Raw genomic sequence first — 23062 nt, 5'->3', positions numbered from 1 at the left:
TTCGCTAACATGTGAGCATGTCAACGTTCCAGCACCGCAACCTGCCGCTGCTGCTGCTGCATGCCCGCGAGAGCGTGATGGCGCACTTTCGGCCCATCCTGAACACGCACGGGGTGACCGAGCAGCAATGGCGCATCGTGCGCGCACTGCTCCAGCACGGCCCGCTGGAGCCGCGCCAGATCGGTGAGGCCTGCCGTCTGTCCAGCCCCAGCCTGGCCGGCGTGCTGGCGCGCATGGAGGCCATGGGCCTGGTGAGCCGCGAACGTCTGCCGCACGACGCCCGCCGCGTGCTGGTGAGCCTGACCGACACCAGCCGCGCGCTGGCCGATGCGATGGCGCCGCAGATCGAAGCCGTGTATGCCGCCATCGAGGCCCACATCGGCAGCGAGTTCACCGAGCGCTTCTATGCCACGCTGGATGAATTGATCGGCATGCTGGGCGACTTGCCGGCGGGGGATGAGGCTGCAGACTGAGGGTGGGGCTGCAGAGGTGTCCAAAGCACGGCCCTCTGCGCGGCAGGCCGGATGGCGTTCAGTGCCCTTGCCACCCCGTGAGCCGGGCCGCACGGTGGCGTGCGGCGGGCCGGCGCATGGTCACTGCGTGCCCGCCAACTTTCGCCGCGCCGGCACGAACTGCTCGCGCACCGCCTTGGCCAGCAAGGCCGGCGGCAGCAGGCCCTGGCCCACCACGAAGTCGTTGAACGCCAGGCGGTTGAAGCGCGGGCCCAGGGCCAGCTCGGCGTCGGCGCGCAGTTGCAGCAGCCGCAGGTAGCCATACAGGTAGCTGCCGGCCTGGCCGGGCAGGCGGAAGGTGTAGCGGTCGATCTCCTGGCGGGTCATGGCGGCCGACATGCCCACCTCCTCGCGCAGCAGGCGGGCGGCGTCTTCGGTGCTGGCCTGGCCCAGGTTGAGCATCGGGTCCAGCATGGCGCGGGCGGCGCGCAGCAGGCGGAACTGCAGCGCGATCAACTGGCCGTCCAGCGGTTCGTGGGGCAGGGCCTCGGCCTCGGCGTACAGCGCCCAGCCTTCCACGTTGACGCTGTTGAAGGCGTAGAGCGAGCGCGCCAGCGACACGCCGCGCTCGACCATGGCACTGAACTGCAGCTCGTGGCCGGGCCGGCCTTCATGGGCGCTGAGGGTCCAGGCGGCCGCCGGGAAGTTGAAATCGTCATAGGCCTCGCCGGCCCCGGCGCCGGGGTTGCGCACCGGCAGCACGAAGATGCCGCGCTCGCCGGCATTGCCCACCAGGCGCGGCGGGCGCAGGTGCGGTGCGGGCTGGGCCGCCGATTCAGCGGCCGAGGCCAGCTTCATGCCCAGCGGCCGGTCGGGCAGGGTGGCGATGCGCTCGCGGCGGATGATGGCCTCGAGCTGCTGGTTCACCGCGGTGTAGTGCGGCACCAGCTGGTCGTCGGCCAGGGTTTCGGCCTTCAGGCGGCGGATCACGCCCGGGTAATCCAGATCCTTGGGCCAGCCCTTGGCGGCGGCCACCTGGGGCGCCAGCGCCACCATGGCCGCACGGGTTTCCAGGTAGCTCACCTGGGCCAGGCGGATCAGCTCGGCCGGGGCGATGTCGATGCCCACCTGGCGCAGCTTGTCGGCATACAGCTCGGGCGGGCCCTGGAAGTCGCTGCGCGCCAGCGGCAGCACCACGCGCTGCTGCCACGCGCTGTGCTCGGCCACCTGGCGCTCCAGCTCGTCGAGGGCCGGCGCCATGCCCGGCTGCGGAAAACGCTTGAACAGCTCGCGGATGCCGCTCACATAGGTGGCGCCCTGGGCTTGCGCCTTGTCGACCTGGGCCTTGACCGGGCCGATGCGGCCAGGCGCGCGGCTTTCTTCAAAACGCCGGCGCAGATCCTGAAACACCGAGCGGCTGCCAGGGTGCAGGCCCAGGTAGCGCTGCAGGCGCTCCAGCGCCTTGGCGCGGCGCTCGGCAGGCTGCTGCTCGTCAAGCAGGTTGCGCAGGCCGCCAAACACCAGCTCGGCGGCATCTTCCCAATCCAGCGCCAGCCGCATGTTCAGGCGGGTGCTGTCGGCATTGGCCTGCACGCTGTCGATGAGGATCTGCAGGTCTTGCCGCACCTCGGCATCGGCCTCGCTGGCCAGGCGCTGCCGCAGGCTGACCACCTTGGCGTCGGCGGCGGCCAGATAGCGCTCGTCGGCACCGGGGCTCAGGTCACGCACCAGGCCGTCAAAGGCGGTCAGCCCCATCTGGGAGGCGAACTCGGGCGCAAACTGGCCCTGCAAGGCCAGCAGCTCGCGGGTGATGGCATTGCTGGTGGCCACCCAGGGCTTGGGCGCGGCAGGGGTGGGGGCGGCGGCGGCGCTGGCCGGCTCGCCATGGCTGTGGCCCTGGGCCAAAGCCGGCTGCACCGGCGCCAGCATGGCCAGCGCTGCCGCCATGGCCAGTGCGGCCAGGCCCGGCAGGCCGTGCCAGGGCCACTGCGCGCACGGCGTGCGGCGCCAGGGCCGCAGGTTGCCTGGCCCGGGATGCGAGGGCCACCGTGCCGCTGCACATGGGTGATGGGTCGGGCACATGGGCTGAGTCATCGCGGCATCCGTGGGTGTGTGTTGCGGGCATTGCAACACAGGCCCGGCCGCCACCGGGCGCTGGCCTGGGCCGCCGGCGGCCGGGCTGCCGGCGCCACCGGGGGGGCCTGGCATGGTTGAATCCGGGGCCATGTCCGACGCTGCCAGGAGAACCGTTCCGTGTCGTATCTGCTGCTGATCCACGAACCCGTCGGCCAGCGCGCCACCCGCACCCGCGAGCAGGGCGAGGCCGCCTATGCCCAGATGGTGGCCTTTGCCGAGGGCCTGCAGCGCGAGGGCAAGCTGCGCGCGGTGGAGTCGCTGGTGGGCCAGGACCAGGCCACCCGGGTGGAAAAGCGCGACGGCGCGGTGCGCCTGCTCGACGGCCCGTTTGCCGAGGCCAAGGAGATGGTGGGCGGCTTTTTTCTGCTGCAGGATGTGAGCCGCGACGAGGCCCTGGCGATTGCCCAGCGCTGCCCGGCGGCGGCCTGGTGCACGGTGGAGGTGCGCGCGCTGGGGCCGTGTTTTCTTTGAGCGCCTGCCGGCGCGGCGCTTGATCGGCGGCCACATCGGCGCGGCGTGTCGAAAACCGGTGCACGGCTTCGTCGTGATGGCATTCAGCCCCAACGCGTCCAGGAGACCTCCATGCCCCAGCACATCTTCGTCAACCTGCCCATCGCCGACGTGGCCGCGTCGCGGCGCTTCTTCAGCGCGCTGGGCTTCGGCTTCAACGAGCAGTTCAGCAACGAGCAGGGCCTGTGCATGGTGGTGGCCGACAACATCTTCGTGATGCTGCTGCGCCGCGACTTCTTCGCGAGCTTCTGCACCAAGCCGGTGGTGGATGCGCGCCAGGCCACCGAGGTGCTGGTGTGCATCAGCCGTGAAACCCGCGCCGCGGTCGACGAGATGGTGGCCCTGGCCGTGGCCGCCGGTGGCAGCGTGCCGCGGCCACCGCAGGTGCACGGCGACTTCATGTACGGCCATGCCTTCGAAGACCTGGACGGCCATGTGTGGGAACTGAGCTGGCTGAACCCCGACGTGGCGCCGGGCGCCCAGCCGGGCTGATCCTGCAGGCATGGCGGCGCGACGCACACGATCTGGAACCGGCAGCGACAGCCGCGACGGCGCCCCGGCCCCGGCCGCACGCGCTGACCTGGCCCGCGTGCAGGCCGTGCTGGCCGATACCTGGCGCCGCGAGGCCGCGCTGATCGTGGCCACCGTGGCGCGCATGGTGCGCGACATCGGCCTGGCCGAAGACCTGGCGCAGGATGCCCTGCTGGCCGCCCTCGACACCTGGCCGCGCGACGGCCTGCCCGACCGCCCCGCCGCCTGGCTGACCACCACCGCCAGAAACCGTGCACTCGATCTGCTGCGCCGCGACACCGTGCTGGCGGCCAAGCTGGTGCAGATCGGTGCCGACCTGCAAGCCCGCGAAGCCTTGACCGTGCCCGACTTCGTGGATGCGCTGGACGATGCCCGTGCCGACGCCTTTGGCGACGACATGCTGCGCCTGGTGTTCACGGCCTGCCACCCGCTGCTGTCGCCCGACGCGCGCAGCGCGCTCACGCTCAAGTGCGTGGCGGGGCTCAGCACCGAGGAGATCGCGCGGGCCTTTCTCAGCAGCGAGGCCACCGTGGCGCAGCGCATCGTGCGTGCCAAGCGCACGCTGGCCGAGGCCGGCGTGCCCTTCGAGATGCCGCAAGGCGCGGCGCTGCGCGAACGCCTGGCCTCGGTGCTGGAGGTGGTGTATCTGCTGTTCAACGCCGGCTACAGCGCGGTGCGCGGGCCTGCGCTGCTGCGCGGTGATCTGGTGCACGAGGCGTTGCGCCTGTCGGGCCTGCTGGCGCGGCATCTCGATGACGCCGCCGCGGGCCCCGATGCCGCCGAGGTGCAGGCCCTCGACGCCCTGCTGGCCCTGCAGGCCTCGCGCAGCGCGGCGCGGGTGGATACGGCCGGCCAGCCGGTGCTGCTGGCCGAGCAAGACCGCAGCCGCTGGGACGGCGTGCTGATCCAGCGCGGCCTGGCCGCGCTGCAGCGTGCAACGGTGTGGGGGGCGGCCCATGATCAACCGGCCGGCCCCTATGCGCTGCAGGCCGCCATCGCCGCCTGCCATGCGCGCGCGGCCACCGCGGCCAGCACCGACTGGGCCCACATCGCCCAGTTGTATGACCGCCTGCTGGCCGTGCAGCCCTCGCCGGTGGTGGCCCTGAACCGTGCCGTGGCCGTGGGCCTGGCCCAGGGCCCGGCTGCGGCGCTGCCGCTGATGCAGGCGCTGCTGGCCGAGCCCGCGCTGCGCGACTACCCCTGGCTGGCCAGCGCGATGGCCGACCTGCTGGCCCGCCTGGGCCGGCACGGCGAGGCCGAGGCGGGCTTTCGCCATGCGGCCACGCTCACCGCCAACCAGGCCGAGCAGGCCCTGCTGCTGCGCCGCGCCGACGAGCAGCAGCGCCTGGGCCGGCCGGCCTGAACCGCAGGCACGGCGGCACCAGCGCGCACCAGCGCGCACCAGCGGGCACCAACGGTCACCAGCGGGCACCACCAGGCACCACCGCGGCATTGCAGCGCCACCACCTCAGCACCACCCGGCCGTGCCTGCGTTGTGCACGGCCCCCTGCCCGCGCAGGCGCCCGGTGCCGACGCGCGCTCAGCGCGGCGTCCTACGTGGCCGCGCCGACAGCGTCACTAGGCTGAGGCCTGCTTTCATCCTGAAAGGACAGCGCGATGAGCACCCCTGGCAATCCGACCCCCATCACCCGACAAGCCCGGGTGGCCGGCGCGGTGAAGTACCGGCTGGGCGATGGCCCGATGTGCAAGGTGCCGCCGGGCCCGGTGGAGGTGACGCTGGCCGCCACCGATGCCACGCTGACCTGGGCGGTGGACGAGGGCCGCCAGTCGGCCGCCGTGCCGCTGCACGAGTACCAGCGCATGCTGCGCGACCGCGCCATCGTGCTGGACGCCTGAGCTGGCGCCCAAGCCGGCTCGCCGCCCGATCAGCCCACCTGAACGCTGATGCGGCGCGGCTGCGCCTGGGCGGCCTTGGGGATGCGCACCCGCAGCACGCCCTGGCTCAGCTCGGCGCTGACGCGCTCGGCGTCCAGCTCCTTGCTCAGCGTGAAGGCGCGGCGGTAGCGCGGCAGGGCCACCTCGGTGTGGCTGGGCGTGCAGGCCGGCGCCAGGGCCACGCCGATCTCGGCCTCGATGAGCAGGCGCTCGCCTTCCACCCGCAGTTGCAGCTGCTCGCGCGCGGCGCCGGGCAGGTCGGCATAGAGGGTGATGCCGTTGGCGTCTTCCACCACATCCACCGGGGGCTGCAGGGCGGCGTCCTGGCGGGCGTTGTTGGGAGCGTTGTTGGGGACGTTGTTGGGGGCGGTGTTCATGTCGTGCTCCTGAAGGCGGGAATGGACTGGCGGCCGGGGCGGCTCATTGCACCGGGATGCGGCGCGGCTGGGTCTGGCCCCGGCGCGGCACGCTGATGCGCAGCACGCCATCGCGGTACTCGGCGCGCACGGCGGCGGCGTCGATGTCGTCGGGCAGGCTCACCACGCGGCGAAAGTGGCCGTCAAAGCGCTCTTGCGTGTGCACGGTCTGGCGCACCTCGGCCGCGGCGGCAGCGGGGCCGCTGGCGCCACCGGCCCCGTTGCCGGCCGGCAGCGTGGCGGCGCGCCGCCCCTCCAGCGTGAGCACGCCGCGCTCGAGGTTGAGCTCGATGGCCGCGGGGTCGAGGCCGGGCGCAAAGGCCAGGATCTCCACCGCCTCGGGCGTGCTGCCCACATTGAGCGCCGGGTAGCCGCCGCGGCCCGCGCCGCGGATCGCGGGCGAGCCGTCCAGCGTGCCCTGCAGGTCGCGCTGCAGGCGGCCGAACTCGTTCATCAGGTCGTGCGGAAACAGGCTGCGGTAGAGCATGGGAAACCTCGGCAAAAAAAGGGTGACGGGACGGGTGAACGAAGCGCTTGAACAAGCCGTCGAACAAGCGGTCGATCAAGCGGTCGATCAAGGGCGGCAGGCACGCTGGCCGCAAGCCCGCACTGCCTGGGCCGCAGCCGCCTCGCAGGCCGCCGATGCCTGTCAAGCTCGGGGCAGCAGGGCGGGCTTTCAAGGGCCTTTTTTTTGCGCAGCCGGGGTGCTTGATGCAGCGCAAAGTGCCACCACCTGGGCACGCCCGTGGCGCTGGGTTAAGCTGCCGGCCGCCATGAACGAACCAGTACAAACGCCGCGCCGCGGGCGCCCGCCGCGCAAGCCTGCCGCGGCCGATCCGGCGCGCGACGCCGGGCGGCTGCCCGCCACCGAGCCCGCCACCGAGCCCGCACCCGCGCCCGGCGCCGGCCGCACCAACGACCCCGAGCGCACCATGGCCGACATCCTGGCGGTGGCGATGCGCGAGTTCGCCGACAAGGGTCTGGCCGGCGCGCGCATCGACGAGATCGCCGCCGCCACGCGCACCAGCAAGCGCATGATCTATTACTACTTCGGCAGCAAGGAGGGGCTCTACATCGCGGTGCTGGAAGACGCCTACCGCCAGATGCGCGCCATCGAGAGCGGCCTGCACCTCGACGATCTGCCGCCCGAGCAGGCGCTGCGCACGCTGGTCGCCTTCACGGTGGATTACCAGCTGGCGCACCCCGAGTTCATCCGCCTGGTGATGACCGAGAACATCCACCGCGGCGAGTACCTGGCGCAGAGCAAGAGCATCCACCAGCTCAATGTGCCGGCCATCGAGGGCCTGCAGCGTGTGTACGGCCGCGGTGTGGCCGCCGGGCTGTTCCGCCCCGGTGTCGACCCGGTCGACCTGCACATGTCGATCAGCGCGCTGAGCGTGTTCAACGTGGCCAACCGCCACACCTTCTCGCTGATCTTCCAGCGCGATCTCGAGTCGGCGGCCGCCATCGCGGCGCGGCGCGAGGCCATCGTCGAGATGGTGGTGCGCTACCTCAAGGCCTGAGGCCGGGTGGCCGCCGGTTGGCTGTCCGGGCCGCCGCCAGGGCGGTGCCCGGACATGCGGGTTTTTACCCATCAATAAAACTAACCAGTTCGTACACACTGCACGCCGTGGCCGGATTGCGGAGCTTTTGCCGCCTGCCGCCTTGCGAGGAGACAACACGATGAACCGACTGATCAACGGCTACTGCCGCCTGCTGGAGTGGGCCATGGTGGCCATGCTGGCGATGATGGTGCTGCTGGTGTTCGGCAACGTCGTGCTGCGCTATGCCTTCTCGTCGGGCATCACGGTGTCGGAGGAGCTGTCGCGCTGGCTGTTCGTGTGGATGTGCTTTCTGGGCGCCATCGTCGCGCTCAAGGAGCATGGCCACCTGGGCACCGACATGCTGGTCAGCCGCTTCGGCCCGCTGGGCCGCCGTGTGTGCCTGGCCGTGGCGCAGACGGCCATGCTGGGCATCAACGGCCTGCTGTTCACCGGCAGCTGGGCGCAGATGCAGATCAACCTCGAGGTCGAGGCGCCGGTCACCGGCGCGCCGGTGGCCATCTTCTATGCCTCGGGCGTGGTGTTTGCGGTGTCGGCCAGCGTGATCCTGCTGCGCGAACTGTGGCGCACGCTCAGCGGCCAGCTGCGCGATGACGAGCTGCTGATGGTGCGCGAGAGCGAAGACCTGGCCCAGGTGGACGATCTGCACCTCGACCGCAGCGGCACCTATCGCCACAAGTAAGCGCGCGCAGGAGCAACCCCAACATGACCGTCTTCATCTTTCTCGCATCGCTGCTGGGCGCCATGGCGCTGGGCATGCCGATCGCCTACTCGCTGTTGGCCTCGGGCGTGGCGCTGATGTGGCACCTGGACCTGTTTGACGCCCAGATCCTGGCGCAGAACGTGGTCAACGGGGCCGACAGCTTTCCGCTGCTGGCGGTGCCCTTCTTCATGCTGGCCGGCGAGATCATGAACGTCGGCGGCCTCAGCCGCCGCATTGTCGAACTGGCCATCACGCTGGTGGGCCACAAGCGCGGCGGCCTGGGCTTCGTGGCCATCCTGGCGGCGGTGATGATGGCCGCGCTGTCGGGCTCGGCGGTGGCCGACACCGCTGCGCTGGCCGCGCTGCTGCTGCCGATGATGGTGCGCGCCGGGCACGACAAGGCCAAGGCCGGCGGCCTGATCGCCAGCGCCGGCATCATCGCGCCGGTGATCCCGCCGTCGATCGGCTTCGTGGTCTTCGGCGTGGCCGCCAACGTGTCGATCGGCAAGCTGTTCCTGGCCGGCATCGTGCCGGGCCTGCTGATGGCGGTGTCGATCGCCGTGGCCTGGTGGTGGGTGGCGCGGCGCGAGGGCATCACGCCGCCGCCCAAGGCCACGCCGGCCGCGCGCCTGACGGCGCTGCGCGAATCAGCCTGGGCGCTGTTTCTGCCGGTGATCGTGGTGGTGGGCCTGAAGTTCGGCGTGTTCACGCCGACCGAGGCTGCGGTGGTGGCCGCCGTGTATGCGCTGTTCGTGGCCATGGTGGTCTACCGCGAGCTCACGCTGGCGCAGCTGGCCGGCGTGTTCATGGCCGCGGCCAAGACCACCGCGGTGATCATGTTCCTGGTGGCCGCGGCCATGGTCAGCGCCTGGCTGATCACGGTGGCCGACATCCCCAGCAAGATGATCTCGCTGCTGCAGCCCTTCATGGACAGCCCCACGCTGCTGATGATCGCCATCATGCTGCTGGTGATCGCGGTGGGCACGGCGATGGACATGACCCCCACCATCCTGATCATGACCCCGGTGCTGATGCCGGTGATCAAGGCCGCCGGCATCGACCCGGTGTACTTCGGCGTGCTGTTCATCATGAACAACGCCATCGGCCTGATCACGCCGCCGGTGGGCACCGTGCTCAACGTGGTGGCCGGCGTGGGCAAGATGAAGATGGACGATGTCACCCGCGGCGTCCTGCCTTTCATGATTGCCGAGTTCACGGTGATGTTCCTGCTGGTGCTGTTTCCGGCGCTGGTGATGGTGCCGGCCCGCTGGTTCGCCAACTGATGCCCGTTTTTGCGCGCCAAGCCGGCCGATGAGCCGGCCCCGGGGGCAGGCCGCAGGCCGCGCCCCTTTGTTTCCCTGTCAAACCCTGGATGGAGACCTGTTGATGAAACGCCTGATGCTCAAGACCCTGCTGGCCCTGGCGGCCGTGGCCACCCTCGGCACCGCCGCGGCGCAGGAGGTGAAGGAACGCAGCTTCAAGTTCGCGCTGCAAAACCCCAAGGGCCATCCGCTGGAGCTGGGCGCCAACAAGTTTGCCGAGCTGATGGTGGCCAAGTCGGGTGGCAAGTTCAAGGTCAACGTGTTTGCCGGCGGCGCGCTGGGCGGCGATGCGCAGAACGTCTCGGCGCTGCAGGGCGGCACGATCGAGTTCGTGCAGCTCAACTCGGGCATCCTGGCCTCGCAGGTCAAGGACTTCGAGGTTTATGACTTCCCGTTCATGTTTGCCAGCGCGCGCGAAGCCGACGCGGTGGTCGACGGCCCCTTCGGCCAGAAGCTGCATGCCAAGCTGGCCGACAAGGGCATCATCGGCCTGGCCTATGTGGAGCTGGGCTTTCGCAACCTCACCAACAGCAAGAAGCCGATCACCACGGTGGAAGACATCGCCGGCCTGAAGCTGCGCGTGATCCCCAACGCGATCAACATCGACTGGGTCAAGGCACTGGGCGCCAACCCCACGCCGCTGGCCTTTCCCGAGGTTTATGCCGGTCTGGAGCAAAAGGCCATCGACGGGCAGGAGAACCCGCTGTCGGTGATCCTGGCCAACAAGTTCTTCGAGGTGCAAAAGCACCTGGCCGTCACCAACCACCAGTACAACCCGCAGTCCATCATCTTCAGCAAGAAGATCTGGGACGCGCTGTCGGAGCCCGAGCGCAAGATCGTGCGCGACGCGGCCGTGGAAGCCGCCGCCTACCAGCGCAAGGTCAACCGCGACAAGTCGGCCGACGATCTGCAAGAGCTCAAGAAGGCCGGCATGCAGGTCACCGAGCTGTCGCCCACCGAGCAGGCCAAGCTGCGCGCCAAGCTGCAGCCGGTGATCGACAAGCACGGCGCCGCCGTGGCCGCCACGGTGGCCGAACTGCAGGCCGAACTGGCCAAGCTGCGCAAGTAAGCGCCCCGGCGGCGGCCGCGCCGCCTCTCACCCCTGCGGGTGCCGCCAGTGGCCTGGCCAGGCCAGGTCCGCGGCGCCCGCCGGCTTGGGCCAGGTGGTGCGGTGTCGTCCGCCACGAGAAACCATGAGCAACATCGTTCCCAAAGAATCCAGGCCTCTGGTGGGCTTGATCGGCGCGGGCATCCAGCGCTCGCTGTCGCCCACCCTGCACGAGGCCGAGGCTCGCGCCCAGGGCCTGGCGCTGCACTACCAGCTGATCGATCTGGACGCCGCCGGCACCGATGCCCAGGCGCTGCCGGGCCTGATCACCGCGGCCCGGCAGATGGGCTTTGCCGGCCTCAACATCACCTTCCCGTGCAAGCAGCTGGTGCTGCCGCTGCTCGACGAGCTGTCGGACGAGGCGCGCGCCATGGGCGCGGTGAACACGGTGGTGTTTCGCGCCGGCCGCGCCATCGGCCACAACACCGACGGCTCGGGCTGGGCCTGGGGCTTTGCCCGCGCGCTGCCGGGTGCCGACCTGTCGCGCGTGGTGCTGCTGGGCACCGGCGGCGCCGGCTCGGCGATTGCGCATGCGGTGCTGCGCGCCGGCGCTCGGCAGCTGCGCCTGGTGGATGCCGACCCGGCCCGCGCCCGCGAGCTGGCCGCGGCCCTCAATGCGCTGTACGGCGCCGACCGCGCCCTGGCCGTGGCCGACATCGCGCCGGCGTTGCAGGGCGATGCGGCCAGCGGCACCGGCCCGGCCACCGGCCTGATCCACGCCACGCCCACCGGCATGGACAAGCTGCCCGGCCTGCCGCTGCCGGCCGCGCTGCTGCAGCCGGGCCTGTGGGTCTCGGAGGTGGTGTACTTTCCGCTCGACACGGCCTTGCTGAAGGCCGCCCGCGCCGCCGGCTGCCGGGTGGTGGATGGCGGCACCATGGCGGTGGGCCAGGCGGTGGGCGCGTTCGAGCTGTTCACCGGCCTGACACCCGATGCCGAGCGCATGGAGCGGCACTTTCGCCAACTGGTGGGCGGCACCGCCACGGCCTGATCGGGCCGCCGGCGGGCCGCAGCCGCTCAGACGCTCAGCCGCTCAGCCGCTCAGCCACCCGCCGCGGGCAGCGTGACGCTGGCCACCAGGCCGCCCCCCGGGCGCGGCCGCAGGGCCAGCGTGCCGCCCAGCTGGTGCGCCAGCTCGTCGGCAATGGCCAGGCCCAGACCCGAGCCACCGGTGCCGCGGTTGCGTGAACCCTCCACGCGGTGGAAGGGCTCGCGCACCCGGGCCAGCTGCTCGGCCGCAATGCCCGGGCCGCGGTCGCTGACGCGGATCTGCACCGCCACCGGCGTGGCCTCGAGCGCCAGCTCGGCCGCGCCGGCAAACTTCAGCGCGTTGTCCACCAAGTTGCCCACCAGGCGGCGCAGGGCCTGCGGCCGGGTGCTGAGCACCACCCCGGGCGGCAGCTCGAGCGCCAGCGCGGCCTGGGCATCGGCATAGTCGCAGGCCAGGCCGTCGAGTAGCTGCGACACGTCCACCCGCCGCGCCGGCTCGGCCGCGGCGTGGGCGCTGCGGGCATAGGCCATGCCCTGCTCCACCAGGCCCTGCATCTCCAGCAGATCGGCCAGGGTCTTGTCGCGCAGCGGGCCCTCGGGCAGCAGATCGGCGCGCAGGCGCAGGCGGGTGATCGGCGTCTGCAGGTCGTGGCTCACGGCCGCCAGCAGGCGCGAGCGCTCGGCCAGATGGGCGCGGATGCGCTGCTGCAGCGCATTGAAGGCGGCCGCCACGCGCCGCAGCTCGTGCGGGCCGGTGACGGCCAGCGGCGGGCCGGGGCGGTCGGGGTCCAGCGCCTCGGTGGCCTGCACCAGGCCGCCCAGCGAGGCCAGTGCACGCCGCACGGCCCAGGCCGCGGCCCCCACCACCAGCAGCAGCTGCAAGGCCAGCGCGCCATACACCGTGGCCGACAGGCCGCTGCGCAGCGGCTGCAGATCGATGGCCAGCGGCGTGCCGTCGCGCAGCTGCAGCCAGGCGCTGCGCTCACCCGAGGGCGCCACCGGCTGCAGCCGCAGCGCGTAGGCCGCGCCCAGCTCGGCCTGCAGCAGGCCGGCAAGGCGGCGGCCGAGCGCCGAGCGGTCAACGCTGTCGGCCCCGCCGCCGCCCGCCGCCGCGCCGCCCAGCCGGTACTGCACATGGCTGCGCGCCAGGCGTGGCAGCCAGGCGGCGCGCTCGGCGGGCGGCAGGCGCTCGAGCACGGCCACCGCGGTGGCGATGTCGGCGCCCAGGTAATCGAACATCAGGCTGCGCGCCAGCTGCGAGCGCCCGCCCATCAGCCAGGCCAGGCCGGCCAGCTGCGTGACCAGCACCACCGCCACCAGCACCCAGGCCACGCGGCCGGTGAGGCTGAGCGCGGCCGCGCGCGGCCGCCAGCGCAGCCACGGCGCGCGCATCACAGGCCCCCCGGGGCCGCAGCGCCGGCCGTGCCCGGCGCGGCCCAGGGCGGCGGCGCCGCGCTGGCGCTGACCTCGGCGCAGAACACATAACCCTCGCTGCGCACGGTCTTGATGAAGCGCGCCTCGCGGGCCTCGTCGCGCAGGCGCTTGCGCAGGCGGCTGACCAGCAGATCGATCGAGCGGTCGAACACATCGGCCTCGCGGCCCTGGGTGAGCTGCAGCAGCTGGTCGCGCGAGATCACGCGCTGCGCATGCTCCAGCAACACCCGCAGCAGCCTGAACTCGGCGCCGGTCAGGCTGATCAGGGTGCCGGCGGGGTCGAGCAGGTGGCGTGCGCGGGTGTCGAGCTGCCAGCCGGCAAAGTGGTAGCTGCCGCTGTTCTCGGCCTGGCGCAGGTTGTCGGGCACCAGGCGGGTGCGGCGCAGCACGGCGCGGATGCGCGCCAGCAGCTCGCGCGCCGCAAAGGGCTTGGCCAGGTAGTCGTCGGCGCCCATCTCGAGGCCGAGGATGCGGTCGCTCTCGTCGTTGCGCGCGGTCAGCATCAGCACCGGTATCGGTGCACTGCCGCGCTGGCGCAGCGAGCGGCAGATCGACAGGCCGTCCTCGCCGGGCAGCATCAGGTCGAGCACGATCAGGTCGGGCCGCTGGGTGGCCAGCGCGGCCCAGGTCTGGCGCGCATCGGCGGCGGTGCGCACCTGCAGGCCGTGCTGGGCCAGGTAGGCGGCCAGCAGCTCACGGATCTCGCGGTCGTCATCGACCACCAGCACGCTGTCGGGACGGTTCATGCCGCCACGATAGCCGCTGGCCAAGGCTGTTTTGTATCGGAGCTTGTCTGGCGCGGCCGCAGACCGCTTTGGCGACAGAAAGGCCCGGTGTTGAACACATGCCGGATACGCCCGGCCGCTGCAATGCGGCCGGTGCCACGCCATTCAGGGGCACCACCGCATGCCAACCCAGGAGCCCACCCCATGATCTTGCGCCCCCCAACCCGCCCGGCCCGCACGCACAGCGCACTGCGGCGTCGCGCCCTGTGCCTGCTGCTGCTGGGCGCCACCGCCACGGCCCAGGCCCAGCCACGGCTGCCACCGCCCGAGGCCACCGACCCCGTCACGCGCGGCCTGATGCTGGGGACGCCACCCGCGTCCGACAAGCGCGTCACGCTGGCCAACCTGCTGGCCTATCCCAATGCGCGCTGGGGCTACCACCACCTGCGCGAGCTGGGGCCCACGGTGGCGATCTGGCGCGGCGACAGTGCGGCGCGGCCCCTGCCGCGTGCGCCGCTCGATCTGGACAGCCTGCGCTTCGACACCGCCGACCAGCGCAGCCTGTCGATCGCCGAATGGCAGACCGGCGGCTACACCGACGCCCTGCTGGTGCTGCACCGGGGCCGCATCGTGCACGAGCGTTATGCGGTGGGCATGCAGGCCCGGCAGCCGCATGCGCTGTGGTCGATGTCCAAGTCGCTGGTCGGCTTGCTGGCCATGCTGCTGGTGCACGAGGGCCTGCTGGATGCGAAGGCGCCGGTGGCGCGCTACCTGCCCGAGCTGGCCGGCAGCGCCTGGGCCGACGCCACGCTGCAGCAGGTGCTCGACATGAACACCGGCGTGGCCTACACCGAGCAGTTCCAGGACCCCAACGCCGGCGTGCACCGCTACCTGCGCGCCGCCGGTCTGCTGCCCGTGCCGGCGCCGGTGGCCGGCGACGGCATCGCCCGCGCCATCACCGACTACCTGCCCACGCTGGCCAAGGACGGCGAGCACGGCCAGCGCTGGCGCTACAAGTCGGTGGACACCGAGGTGCTGGCCTGGGTGATCCAGCGCGTCAGCGGCCAGCGCCTGTCGAGCCTGCTGTCGCAGCGCCTGTGGCAGCGCATCGGCGCCGAGGAGGACGCCTTCTGCTGGCTGGACCCGATCGGCAGCGAGGTGGCCAGCGTGGGCATCAGCGCCACGCTGCGCGACATGGGCCGCCTGGGCGAGCTGCTGCGCAACAACGGCCGCGTGGGCCGCGAGCAGGTGCTGCCGGCCGCCGTGGTGACGGCCTTGCGCAGCGGTGGTGATCCGGCCCTGCTGGCCGCCGGCGGGCCCACGCCGCGCCAGGGCTACGCCTACCGCAACCAGTGGTGGCAGGCCAACGACGCCGATGGCAGCTTCGAGGCCAAGGGCCTGGCCGGCCAGCACCTGCACATCAACCCGGCGGCCGAGCTGGTGATCGTCAAGTTCTCGTCGCACCCGGTGCCCGACACCGCCTTCACCCACCTGACCGACCGCCGCGCCTTTGCCGCCATCGCCAGCGCGCTGCGCCGGTGAGCCGGCCCGGCCCGAAACCTGGCCGGGGCCGGGGCCGGGCGCCCTAACATGCGGCCATGCCCGAACCCAGCCCGCTGCGCCGCACCCTGCTCACTGCACTGGCGCTGGCCCTCGGGGCGGCGGTGTCGCTGGGCCTGGCGCGTTTTTCGTATGCGCTGCTGCTACCGCCGATGCGCGAGGCGCTGGGCTGGAACTACTTCACCGCCGGGGCGATGAACACCGTCAACGCCGCCGGCTACCTGCTGGGCGCGCTGGCCATGCCCTGGCTGCTGCCGCGGGCCGGGGCGGTGCGTGCGCTGCTGGGCGGCAGCCTGGCCGCTGCCGCCCTGCTGGCCGGCCATGGCCTGGTGCAGGGCGATGCCGCGCTGTACCTGCTGCGTCTGGCCACCGGCGCGGCCAGCGCGGCGGTGTTCGTGGCCGGCGGCTTGATGGCGGCGCGGCTGAGCCTGCGGCCACAAGCCCCGGGCAGCGGCATCACGCCCGGCCTGGTGCTGGGCCTGTATTACGGCGGCACCGGCGCCGGCATCGTGGCCTGCGCGCTGGGCCTGCCGCCGCTGATCCAGGCCCACGGCCCGGCCACCGCCACCGCCACCGCCACCGCCACCGCCACCGCCACCGCCACCGCCACCGCCTCCGCCTCCGCCGGTGGTGCCTGGCCGCAGGGCTGGCTGGCGCTGGGGGCGCTGGCGCTGGCCGCCACCGCGGCCATGGCGGCACGCCGGCACGACATGGCCGATCTGGATGCCAGCGCACCGGCCGGTGGCGGCCACGCAGCCGCCACCGCCAGCTGGCGGCCCTTCGGCTTCGGCCTGGCGGCGTACTTCATGTTCGGCCTGGGCTACATCGGCTACATGACCTTCATCATCACGCTGCTGCGCGAGCAACAGCTGGGCACCGGCATGCTGGTGCTGTTTTATGCGCTGCTGGGGGCCGGCGTGATGGCCTCGCCCTGGCTGTGGGCCGGGCTGCTGCAGCGCCACCGCGACGGCCGGCCGCTGGCCTGCCTGAGCGCGTTGCTGGCGCTGGCCACCCTGGCCCCGGTGGCCAGCAGCCATGCGCTGCTGGCGCTGGCCTCGGGCGTGCTGTTCGGCGCGGTGTTCCTGTCGGTGGTGGCCAGCACCACGGCACTGGTGCGGCACAACCTGCCACCGGCGGCCTGGCCGGCAGGCATCAGCGCCTTCACCATCGTGTTCGCGGCCGGGCAGATCGTCGGGCCCAGCCTGGTCGGGCGCCTGGCCGACGGCCCCGGCGGCCTGCGGGCCGGCCTGGCGGTATCGGCCGCCGTGCTGGCGCTGGGGGCATTGCTGGCCACCCGGCAGGCGGCACTGCCTGCGCACTGAGGCGTGTTGCGGCGCGCTGTCGGCGCTGCCGGCGGTGTCGGCCATGTCGTCGGTGTCGCCGGTATCGCCGGTGTCAGCACGGTCGCCCCGTCATCCTTGACATCTGGCCATCTCATCCGGACAATTGGCCACATGGCCCGCATTCTGCACACCCACGAACCGGCCGCCCCCTGGCGCGCCGCCAGCCCTGCTGCCAAGGCGCCAGCCGCCGCACCGGCCACGCCGGGCCCCGGCATCGGCGCCATCGAGTTCATGGGCGGCCGGCGCTGGTTCAAGACGGTGCCGCAAAGCCGGGCCGAGATCCACGGCGCGCTGGTCAAGGGCGTACCCTATGCCATGCTGGTGAACCTGGTCGACCAGCTCACCGGCCTGTCGGCCGACGAGGTGGCCGATGCGGTGGGCATCAGCGCCCGCACGCTGCGGCGCCAAAAAGAGCAGCCCGGCAAGCTGATGCCGCCCGATCTGGCCAGCCGCACCTGGCAGCTGGCCGAGGTGCTGGTGCAGGCCAGCGCGGTGCTGGGTGGCCGCGCCGAGGCTGAGCGCTGGATGGCCCGTCCGGCCACCGGCCTGGATGGCTCCCGCCCGATCGACCTGCTGCGCACGCTGCAGGGGGCCGAGCTGGTCACCGAGTTCCTGGGCCGGCTTGAGCACGGCGTCTACAGCTGAACCGGGCAGGTCTGCCGGCATGAACCCCGGCATCCAGGCCGACACCCGCGCCGACACCCGCGCCGGCATGGCGCCACTGCCCGCCGCGCTGGGCGGCGACGCCACACTGCTGACCGCCTGGCGCATCGACGCCGAGCGCTTTGCCGCCAGCTGGGACAGCGGCCTGGGCGCCGAACGTTTTGGCGGCCGCTGGAACCCCAAGGGCCTGCGCGTGGTGTATTGCAGCCTCGATCCGGCCACCTGCCTGGTGGAGGTGGCGGTGCACCGTGGCTTCGAGGTGCTCGACACCCAGCCGCATGTGCTCACCGCACTGCAGCTGTCGCCCGCGGCCGTGCACCTGGTGTCGCCCGAGGCGGTGCCCAATCCCGCCTGGCTGCAGGCCGGCTGGCCCAGCGCCGGCCAGCAGCGCTGGGGCGGCGAGTTGCTGATGGCCCACGGCGCACTGGTGCTGCCCAGCGTGGTGTCACGCGCCAGCTGGAACCTGCTGTTCGCCCCCGATCACCTGCCGGCCCCGGCACGCGCCGGCCTGCGGCTGCTGGCGCAGCAGCGCCTGGTGGTCGACCCACGGCTCAATCCGCCGGCCGCCTGAACGGCCCGAGCGCGGCGATTGCCAACCGTCAGAGGCCCAGCTTGCAGCGCAGGCCGGCCGGCAGCTCGCCGCGGGCGTTGTCCAGGTCGGCCACGATGCCGAAGCTGCCGGCCGCCGCGTCGATCACCCGGTCAACCACCCGGATCCGGGCCTGGATCGGCCGCTGGAACGGCACTTCGGGCGTCACCGTCACCACCTGCCCCACGCGCACCTGGCTGAACAGCCGCACCGGCAGCAGCGCCTGCACCGCCAACGGATGGACCTGCGCAATCTTGAGCACCGGCTTGCGGGCTTCGCCACCGTCCACCAGCGCGCCGGGGTAAAGGTACTGGTCCACCACCACGCCGCTGAAGGGCGCCAGGATCTGGCGGCGGCGCAACTGGTCTACCGCCTGGCGATGTTCCAGCCGCGCAATCTGCGTGTTCTCCCGTGCGGTCTTCAGCTCAGCCTCGGCCAACTGCAGTTCGGCACGGGCATCGTCCACCGCCTGCGGCGCCACGAACTCCTCGGCCAGCAGATCGGACAGGCGCCGTGTCTTCTCCCGCGCGGCGCTCACCTTGGCGCCGGCCAGTTCAGCCGCGCCCTGGGCCTGGGCCCGCGCCTGGGCCGACTCGGCCGCACTCTGCTCGGCGCGGCTCTCGATCGTCACCAGCACCTGTCCCTGGCGAATGAACTCGCCGCGCCGCGCATGCACGCGCTCCAGGATGCCCACCACCGGGCTGCGGATCTCCACCGTCTGCGCCGCCTCCACCATGCAATCGGTGGGCACGCTTGTCGGGGTGGGCGCTGGCGGCGCCGCCAGCACGGGCCAGGCCGCCAGCAGCGCCGGCGCCAGCCCCCAGCACCGCGGCAAAGCCCTGGAGGCGCGGAGCGGCAGGCACCGGCCAGAGACAGGCGGCCGCGGGTGAATCGATTGGGTCATGTCATGGGTCCGGCAATGCCGACGAGGCGTTGGAGTTCGCGGTCCTGGCGCAAGGTCTGACGGCGTGCCTGCCAGGCGCGGCCTTCGGCATCGCGCTGCGCCAGCTGCACGGCCAGGCCCAGCCAGTGGCCGCGCGCCAGCAAGGCCCGCAGGCCGTGCGGCAGGGGCTTGAACAGCGGGTCATCGGCGGCCACCAGGGCACGCACCGAACCGGCCTCGCCCTGGCGGCCGCTGCGGCCGAACAACTGACGATCCACCCGCGGTGATTCGTGGAACTCGGTGAGGATCACATGCAGGCCGCCGGCCGCACGCGTGGCGGGCGGCAACTTGATGTCGGTGCCACGGCCGGCCATGTTGGTGGCGATGGTGATGCGCCCGGGCTCGCCGGCGCGCGCCACGATGCCGGCCTCTTCGGCGTCCTGACGGGCGTTGAGCACCACGGGCACCACACCGCGCGTCGCAAAAGCCGCCGCGGCGGCCTCGGACGCTTCGACGCTGCGCGTGCCCACCAACACCGCCTGGCCACGCGCCGCGGCGGCCAGCGCCTCGTCGGCCACGGCCTGCCACTTGGCGGTGGCATCGGGCAGGCAACGCGCCGGCAGGGTGCGGCGCGCCACCGGACGGTGGGTGGGCAGGCGGCGCACCCGCAGCCGGTAGACGCCCCACAGTTCGCGGGCGGCCTCGGCGCCGGTGCCGGTCAGGCCGGCCAGCAGCCAGTAGCGCCGGAAAAAGCGCTGGAAGGTCATGCGGGCCAGCGTGTCGCGCCCGGCGGTCAGGGCCACCGCCTCCTTGGTCTCGATGAGCTGGTGCAGGCCTTGCTCCCACGAGCGGTCGGGCATCACGCGCCCGGTCGATTCGTCGACGATCTGCACCTTGCCGTCGGCCAGGATGTAGTGCTGGTCGCGCTGGAACAGGTGCAGCGCGGTCAGGGCCTGGCGCAGCAGCTGCATGCGCCAGGGCCGCGACTGCCACATGGCGCGCACGCCCTCGGGCAGCGGCGGGCAGGCTTCCAGCGCGGCGGGCAGCAGTTCGACCTCGCGCGCGGCCAGCGCGAGGCGGTAGTGCACATCGGGGCGCAGCCCCCGGGCGCCGGTGATGGCCCAGGCCAGCAGCGCCGGCTCATGCAGGCCCGGCGCCTCGCGCGAGAGGATCATCGGTGTGCGGGCCTCGTCGATCAGCACGCTGTCGGCCTCGTCAACGATGGCGAAGTGCAGCGCCGGGATCAGCGGCGCCGCCGCTGATCCGCCACGCACAAACCCCTGCAGTCCGGCCACCCGGGCGGGCAGCAGGCCATGGCCGGCGAGACGGTCTTTCAGGTAGTCGAACACCAGCTCCTTGCCGCTCACATAACACACCGGGTGCGCGTAGGCCAAGCGGCGCGCGTCGGGCTCCATGCCGCCAATGACAAAGCCGAAGCCCAGCCCGAAAAAACCGAACAGCGGCGCCATCTCCTCGCAATCGCGGCGGGCCAGGTAGTCGTTGGTGCTGACCACATGCACCTGCGCGCCGCTGGCCGCCATCACCGTGGCGGCCAGACCGGCCACCAGGGTCTTGCCCTCGCCGGTGCGCATCTCGGCCAGCTGGCCACCGATCAGCACACGCGCGCCGGCAAACTGCACCGGGTGCGGCCACAGGCCCAGCCGCCGCCGCGCGGCCTCGCCGGCGCAGGCCAGGGCCAGGGTCAGGGCAGCGTCGTGCCGGGGGCCCGACGGCGGCTGCCGCAAGCTGGCCATGGCCTCGGCCATGCGCTGGGCGACCTGCTCGTCCGGGCAATCGCGCAAGCCCAGCGCGTCGATGGCGCTGGCCAGTGCAGCAATGCGCGCGGCCGGCTCGCTGCGCACCGGCAGCCAGCCGGGCAGGTCGCGCAGTGCGCGCTCAAACGCGCCATCGCGCGAGTCGGCACGCTCATCGCGCAGCGTGTCGGCGCGGCGAAACGCGCTGCCGGCCAGGCCACGCAGCCAGCGCAGATCGGCCGGCCCGCGGCCAGGCACCGGCGCATCGGCGTGCGGCAGCGCAGCTGCAGCGCCCAGGGCAGCGTCGCCCGCCCCAGAAATCACCGGCTCAGACATTCAGGCGCGCCAGGAAAGCCTGGCGCAGACGCAGCAGCCACTGCTCGGCCAGCGGTGTGGGGCCGAGGTCGAAGCGCACCTGCACGCGGTCGCCAAACACCGCCGACGGGGAGGGCGCGGCCAGTTGCAGCTCGATGTCGAACACCCGGCGCAGGCTGTGCGTGCCGCCCTCGCGGGCCGGGTCGACCGCGATCTCGCCGCCGGCGCTCGAGCCGAGCGCAGCCGACACCAGTTCAAAGCCACCGCCCGGCACCTCGCGGCGCACCTGCGCGTCCAGCGCCTGACGCGGGCTGTGCAGCGCGCGCACCTGCACGGCGCGCAGGCGGGTCTTCACCAGATCGGCGTCCTCCTGCGGAATGGCCACCCGCACGCGGTCGGTAGCGCCATCCACCAGGTAGCCCAGCACTTCGCCGCGTTTGACAGACCGGCCCGCCAGCTCGGTGGGTGCGGCCGGCACCCACCGGCCGGATCGGCCGGCGCGCAGCTGCAGCGCGGCCACACGCTCGGCGGCCTGCTGCTGGCGCGCCAGCCGGGCGGCCTGCTCGCTGCGCAGGGGCCCGGCACGGGCAGGCTCGTCCACCTCGGCACGGCGCAGCTGCGCCTCGGTCTGCGCCAGCGCAGCACTGGCCGTGGCCAGTTCGGCCTGCAAGGGCAGGTTCTCGAGCAGCAGCAATGGCGCGTCGCGGGCCACCGGTCGGCCAGGGGCGGCATCGGCGCGCAGGATCTGGCCGGCACTGTCGGCGCGCACCAGGGCCTCGTCGGGCAGCCACACCACGCCCTGGTGCACCGAGTAAAAGGGCAGCGGCAGCAGCGTCAAACCGCCCAGCAGCGCCAGGGCCAGCAACAGGCTGCGGCGCTTGGCCAGGCCACGACGGCGCGCCAGCGAGGCGCCTTCATCCAGGTGCTTCCAGGCTTTCCAGAACGGCATCACCAGCGCCTGCCAGGCGGCCATCAGGGCCATCAGCGCGCCGATCAGCAGGTACTCGCCGGCGACGAACCAGATCAGCCCCACGGTGATCAGCAACCGGTACAAGGGCGCCACCGCGCCGTACAGCGTGAGGATCCAGCGCTCGCCCTGCGCCGCCACGGGGGCCTCGGCATCGCGTGCGCCGAACAGCCAGCGGTCGGACAGGTGCACCCACCAGGCCTGGGCGCGCTGTGCCAGGTTGGGCATCTCGAGCAGATCGGTGGCGATGAAGTAGCCGTCGTAGCGCATCAGCGGATTGCCGTTGACCAGCACCGTGGACACGCCGGCGATCAGGATCACGTTGTAGGCCAGCGCGGTGAGCAGGCCCGGCTCGGCCAGCAGCCACAGGTAGACCGCCAGCGCGCCCAGCGCCAGCTCGGCCATGATGCCGGCCGCGGCCACCTGCGCACGCGCCCATTTCGACGGAAAGCGGTAGGACGCGCTGGCGTCCACATACGGCACCGGCGAGAACAGGATGAAGATCAGCCCGACCTCGCGCACCGTGCCACCCCAGGCCTTGACGGCCAGACCGTGGGCCAGCTCGTGCAGCGTCTTGACCACCGGGTACACCAGCCACAGCAAGGCCAGGTTGCCGGCCGACAGCACCCGGTCGGACAGGTTCTCGGTGAGCGCATGCCAGTGCTGCGCCGCCAGCACCACGGCCGGCAGCACCAGGGCCAGCCAGGCCAGGCCCACCCAGGGCTGGAACAAGGCCCGCGCCCAGCCGGCATGCCGCGCGAACCAGGCCTCGGGATGGCCCAGCGGCAGGCGCAGGCTCATCAGGTTGAGCCAGTTCTGCTTGCGCTTGGCGCGGCGCTGGCGCTCGAAACGCTCAAACACCTCACCGGCATCGGGCGAGACCTGGGTCTGCAGCAGGTCGTTGGCATGCAGCGCCGACACCAGTTGCACCAGCTCATGCTGCGAGATCGTGGCGCCCGCATCGTCGGCCCGGGCGCAGGCGATCTGCCACACCTCGTCGAGCGTGCGCTGGCCGTCGCACAGCGCGATCACGCGCCACACCTCGGGCGTCATGCGGTGAAAGCGCTGGGTCACCGGATCGCTCAGCAGCACCCAGGCGCGCCGCCGCAGCCGCCGGTGCAAGGGCTGCACCCCGTCGCGCAGGCGCAGCCGCAGGCCGCGAACGGCATGCCAGTGCTCGGACAGCAGGGCCTGCACGGTGCG

The 23062-nt window shown here is 72.4% G+C and carries 22 protein-coding genes; 14 read left to right on the top strand and 8 right to left on the bottom strand.

Going from position 1 to position 23062, the window contains the following annotated elements:
- The first annotated feature begins 17 nt into the window (after nucleotides 1-17).
- The gene (gene hpaR / locus N4G63_RS24670; RefSeq protein WP_260789628.1) at nucleotides 18-473 is read left to right on the top strand and encodes a homoprotocatechuate degradation operon regulator HpaR; all 456 of its coding nucleotides are present in this window, start codon (nucleotides 18-20) and stop codon (nucleotides 471-473) included.
- A gap of 120 nt (nucleotides 474-593) precedes the next feature.
- Here hpaR and N4G63_RS24665 read toward each other — a convergent pair whose 3' ends face one another.
- Nucleotides 594-2399: a DUF885 domain-containing protein gene (locus N4G63_RS24665; protein WP_314600267.1), complete on the bottom strand. Its 1806-nt coding sequence runs from the start codon at nucleotides 2397-2399 to the stop codon at nucleotides 594-596.
- Between the two features lie 306 nt (nucleotides 2400-2705).
- On the opposite strand from N4G63_RS24665, the gene N4G63_RS24660 reads away from it, so the two are divergent.
- The 4 genes from N4G63_RS24660 (at nucleotide 2706) to N4G63_RS24645 (ending at nucleotide 5486) form a co-directional block, all read left to right on the top strand.
- Nucleotides 2706-3059 carry a YciI family protein gene (locus tag N4G63_RS24660; RefSeq protein ID WP_260789626.1) on the top strand — a complete coding sequence of 118 codons (354 nt, stop codon included), beginning with the start codon at nucleotides 2706-2708 and terminating at the stop codon, nucleotides 3057-3059.
- Nucleotides 3060-3170: 111 nt separating this feature from the next.
- On the top strand, nucleotides 3171-3590 hold the full coding sequence (locus N4G63_RS24655; RefSeq protein WP_260789625.1) for a VOC family protein: 420 nt from the start codon (nucleotides 3171-3173) through the stop codon (nucleotides 3588-3590).
- Nucleotides 3591-3600: 10 nt separating this feature from the next.
- Nucleotides 3601-4992 (top strand): RNA polymerase sigma factor, encoded by a 1392-nt coding sequence (locus tag N4G63_RS24650; RefSeq protein ID WP_260789624.1) that lies wholly within the window; start codon nucleotides 3601-3603, stop codon nucleotides 4990-4992.
- Nucleotides 4993-5246: 254 nt separating this feature from the next.
- A complete protein-coding gene (locus tag N4G63_RS24645) occupies nucleotides 5247-5486 on the top strand; it encodes a hypothetical protein (protein ID WP_260789623.1) in 240 nt (79 codons plus the stop codon).
- 29 nt (nucleotides 5487-5515) lie between these two features.
- Here the strand turns inward: N4G63_RS24645 and N4G63_RS24640 are convergent, their stop codons facing one another.
- Nucleotides 5516-5902 carry an Hsp20/alpha crystallin family protein gene (locus tag N4G63_RS24640; RefSeq protein WP_260789622.1) on the bottom strand — a complete coding sequence of 129 codons (387 nt, stop codon included), beginning with the start codon at nucleotides 5900-5902 and terminating at the stop codon, nucleotides 5516-5518.
- A gap of 43 nt (nucleotides 5903-5945) precedes the next feature.
- Nucleotides 5946-6428 carry an Hsp20/alpha crystallin family protein gene (locus tag N4G63_RS24635; protein WP_260789621.1) on the bottom strand — a complete coding sequence of 161 codons (483 nt, stop codon included), beginning with the start codon at nucleotides 6426-6428 and terminating at the stop codon, nucleotides 5946-5948.
- A 286-nt stretch (nucleotides 6429-6714) separates the two neighbouring features.
- On the opposite strand from N4G63_RS24635, the gene N4G63_RS24630 reads away from it, so the two are divergent.
- The 5 genes from N4G63_RS24630 (at nucleotide 6715) to N4G63_RS24610 (ending at nucleotide 11627) form a co-directional block, all read left to right on the top strand.
- Nucleotides 6715-7464: a TetR/AcrR family transcriptional regulator gene (locus N4G63_RS24630; RefSeq protein WP_260789620.1), complete on the top strand. Its 750-nt coding sequence runs from the start codon at nucleotides 6715-6717 to the stop codon at nucleotides 7462-7464.
- Between the two features lie 160 nt (nucleotides 7465-7624).
- Entirely contained in the window at nucleotides 7625-8185 is a 561-nt protein-coding gene (locus tag N4G63_RS24625) for a TRAP transporter small permease (RefSeq protein WP_260789619.1), read from the top strand.
- Nucleotides 8186-8208: 23 nt separating this feature from the next.
- Nucleotides 8209-9489 carry a TRAP transporter large permease subunit gene (locus tag N4G63_RS24620; protein ID WP_260789618.1) on the top strand — a complete coding sequence of 427 codons (1281 nt, stop codon included), beginning with the start codon at nucleotides 8209-8211 and terminating at the stop codon, nucleotides 9487-9489.
- Nucleotides 9490-9592: 103 nt separating this feature from the next.
- Nucleotides 9593-10597 (top strand): TRAP transporter substrate-binding protein, encoded by a 1005-nt coding sequence (locus tag N4G63_RS24615; RefSeq protein ID WP_260789617.1) that lies wholly within the window; start codon nucleotides 9593-9595, stop codon nucleotides 10595-10597.
- A gap of 124 nt (nucleotides 10598-10721) precedes the next feature.
- A complete protein-coding gene (locus N4G63_RS24610; RefSeq protein WP_260789616.1) occupies nucleotides 10722-11627 on the top strand; it encodes a shikimate dehydrogenase in 906 nt (301 codons plus the stop codon).
- A gap of 50 nt (nucleotides 11628-11677) precedes the next feature.
- Here N4G63_RS24610 and N4G63_RS24605 read toward each other — a convergent pair whose 3' ends face one another.
- Both N4G63_RS24605 and N4G63_RS24600 read right to left on the bottom strand, forming a co-directional pair.
- Nucleotides 11678-13018, bottom strand: coding sequence for a sensor histidine kinase (locus tag N4G63_RS24605; RefSeq protein ID WP_260789615.1), 1341 nt, complete (start codon nucleotides 13016-13018; stop codon nucleotides 11678-11680).
- Complete coding sequence (locus N4G63_RS24600) at nucleotides 13018-13806, bottom strand: response regulator (protein ID WP_260789614.1); 789 nt, start codon at nucleotides 13804-13806, stop codon at nucleotides 13018-13020. The genes N4G63_RS24605 and N4G63_RS24600 overlap by 1 nt, the downstream gene beginning before the upstream one ends.
- A 183-nt stretch (nucleotides 13807-13989) precedes the next feature.
- Between N4G63_RS24600 and N4G63_RS24595 the strand changes: the two genes are divergently transcribed.
- The 4 genes from N4G63_RS24595 (at nucleotide 13990) to N4G63_RS24580 (ending at nucleotide 17922) form a co-directional block, all read left to right on the top strand.
- Nucleotides 13990-15327 carry a serine hydrolase domain-containing protein gene (locus N4G63_RS24595; protein WP_314600266.1) on the top strand — a complete coding sequence of 446 codons (1338 nt, stop codon included), beginning with the start codon at nucleotides 13990-13992 and terminating at the stop codon, nucleotides 15325-15327.
- 56 nt (nucleotides 15328-15383) lie between these two features.
- On the top strand, nucleotides 15384-16667 hold the full coding sequence (locus N4G63_RS24590) for a YbfB/YjiJ family MFS transporter (RefSeq protein WP_260789612.1): 1284 nt from the start codon (nucleotides 15384-15386) through the stop codon (nucleotides 16665-16667).
- A 132-nt stretch (nucleotides 16668-16799) separates the two neighbouring features.
- Complete coding sequence (locus tag N4G63_RS24585; RefSeq protein ID WP_260789611.1) at nucleotides 16800-17333, top strand: Xre family toxin-antitoxin system antitoxin; 534 nt, start codon at nucleotides 16800-16802, stop codon at nucleotides 17331-17333.
- Nucleotides 17334-17400: 67 nt separating this feature from the next.
- Nucleotides 17401-17922 (top strand): RES family NAD+ phosphorylase, encoded by a 522-nt coding sequence (locus tag N4G63_RS24580; RefSeq protein WP_443112102.1) that lies wholly within the window; start codon nucleotides 17401-17403, stop codon nucleotides 17920-17922.
- A 28-nt stretch (nucleotides 17923-17950) separates the two neighbouring features.
- Here the strand turns inward: N4G63_RS24580 and N4G63_RS24575 are convergent, their stop codons facing one another.
- The 3 genes from N4G63_RS24575 to N4G63_RS24565 form a co-directional block, all read right to left on the bottom strand.
- Nucleotides 17951-18691, bottom strand: coding sequence for an efflux RND transporter periplasmic adaptor subunit (locus N4G63_RS24575; protein WP_314600265.1), 741 nt, complete (start codon nucleotides 18689-18691; stop codon nucleotides 17951-17953).
- 149 nt (nucleotides 18692-18840) lie between these two features.
- Nucleotides 18841-20913 (bottom strand): preprotein translocase subunit SecA, encoded by a 2073-nt coding sequence (locus N4G63_RS24570; RefSeq protein WP_260789608.1) that lies wholly within the window; start codon nucleotides 20911-20913, stop codon nucleotides 18841-18843.
- Entirely contained in the window at nucleotides 20906-23056 is a 2151-nt protein-coding gene (locus N4G63_RS24565; RefSeq protein ID WP_260789607.1) for a hypothetical protein, read from the bottom strand. The genes N4G63_RS24570 and N4G63_RS24565 overlap by 8 nt, the downstream gene beginning before the upstream one ends.
- Nucleotides 23057-23062 lie beyond the last annotated feature (6 nt).

It is taken from the genome of Aquabacterium sp. OR-4, from assembly GCF_025290835.2.
In the GTDB taxonomy this organism is placed as follows: Bacteria; Pseudomonadota; Gammaproteobacteria; order Burkholderiales; family Burkholderiaceae_C; genus Pseudaquabacterium.
The sequence above is the reverse complement of the archived record's forward strand: the minus strand, read 5'-3'. Positions and strand labels throughout refer to the sequence as shown.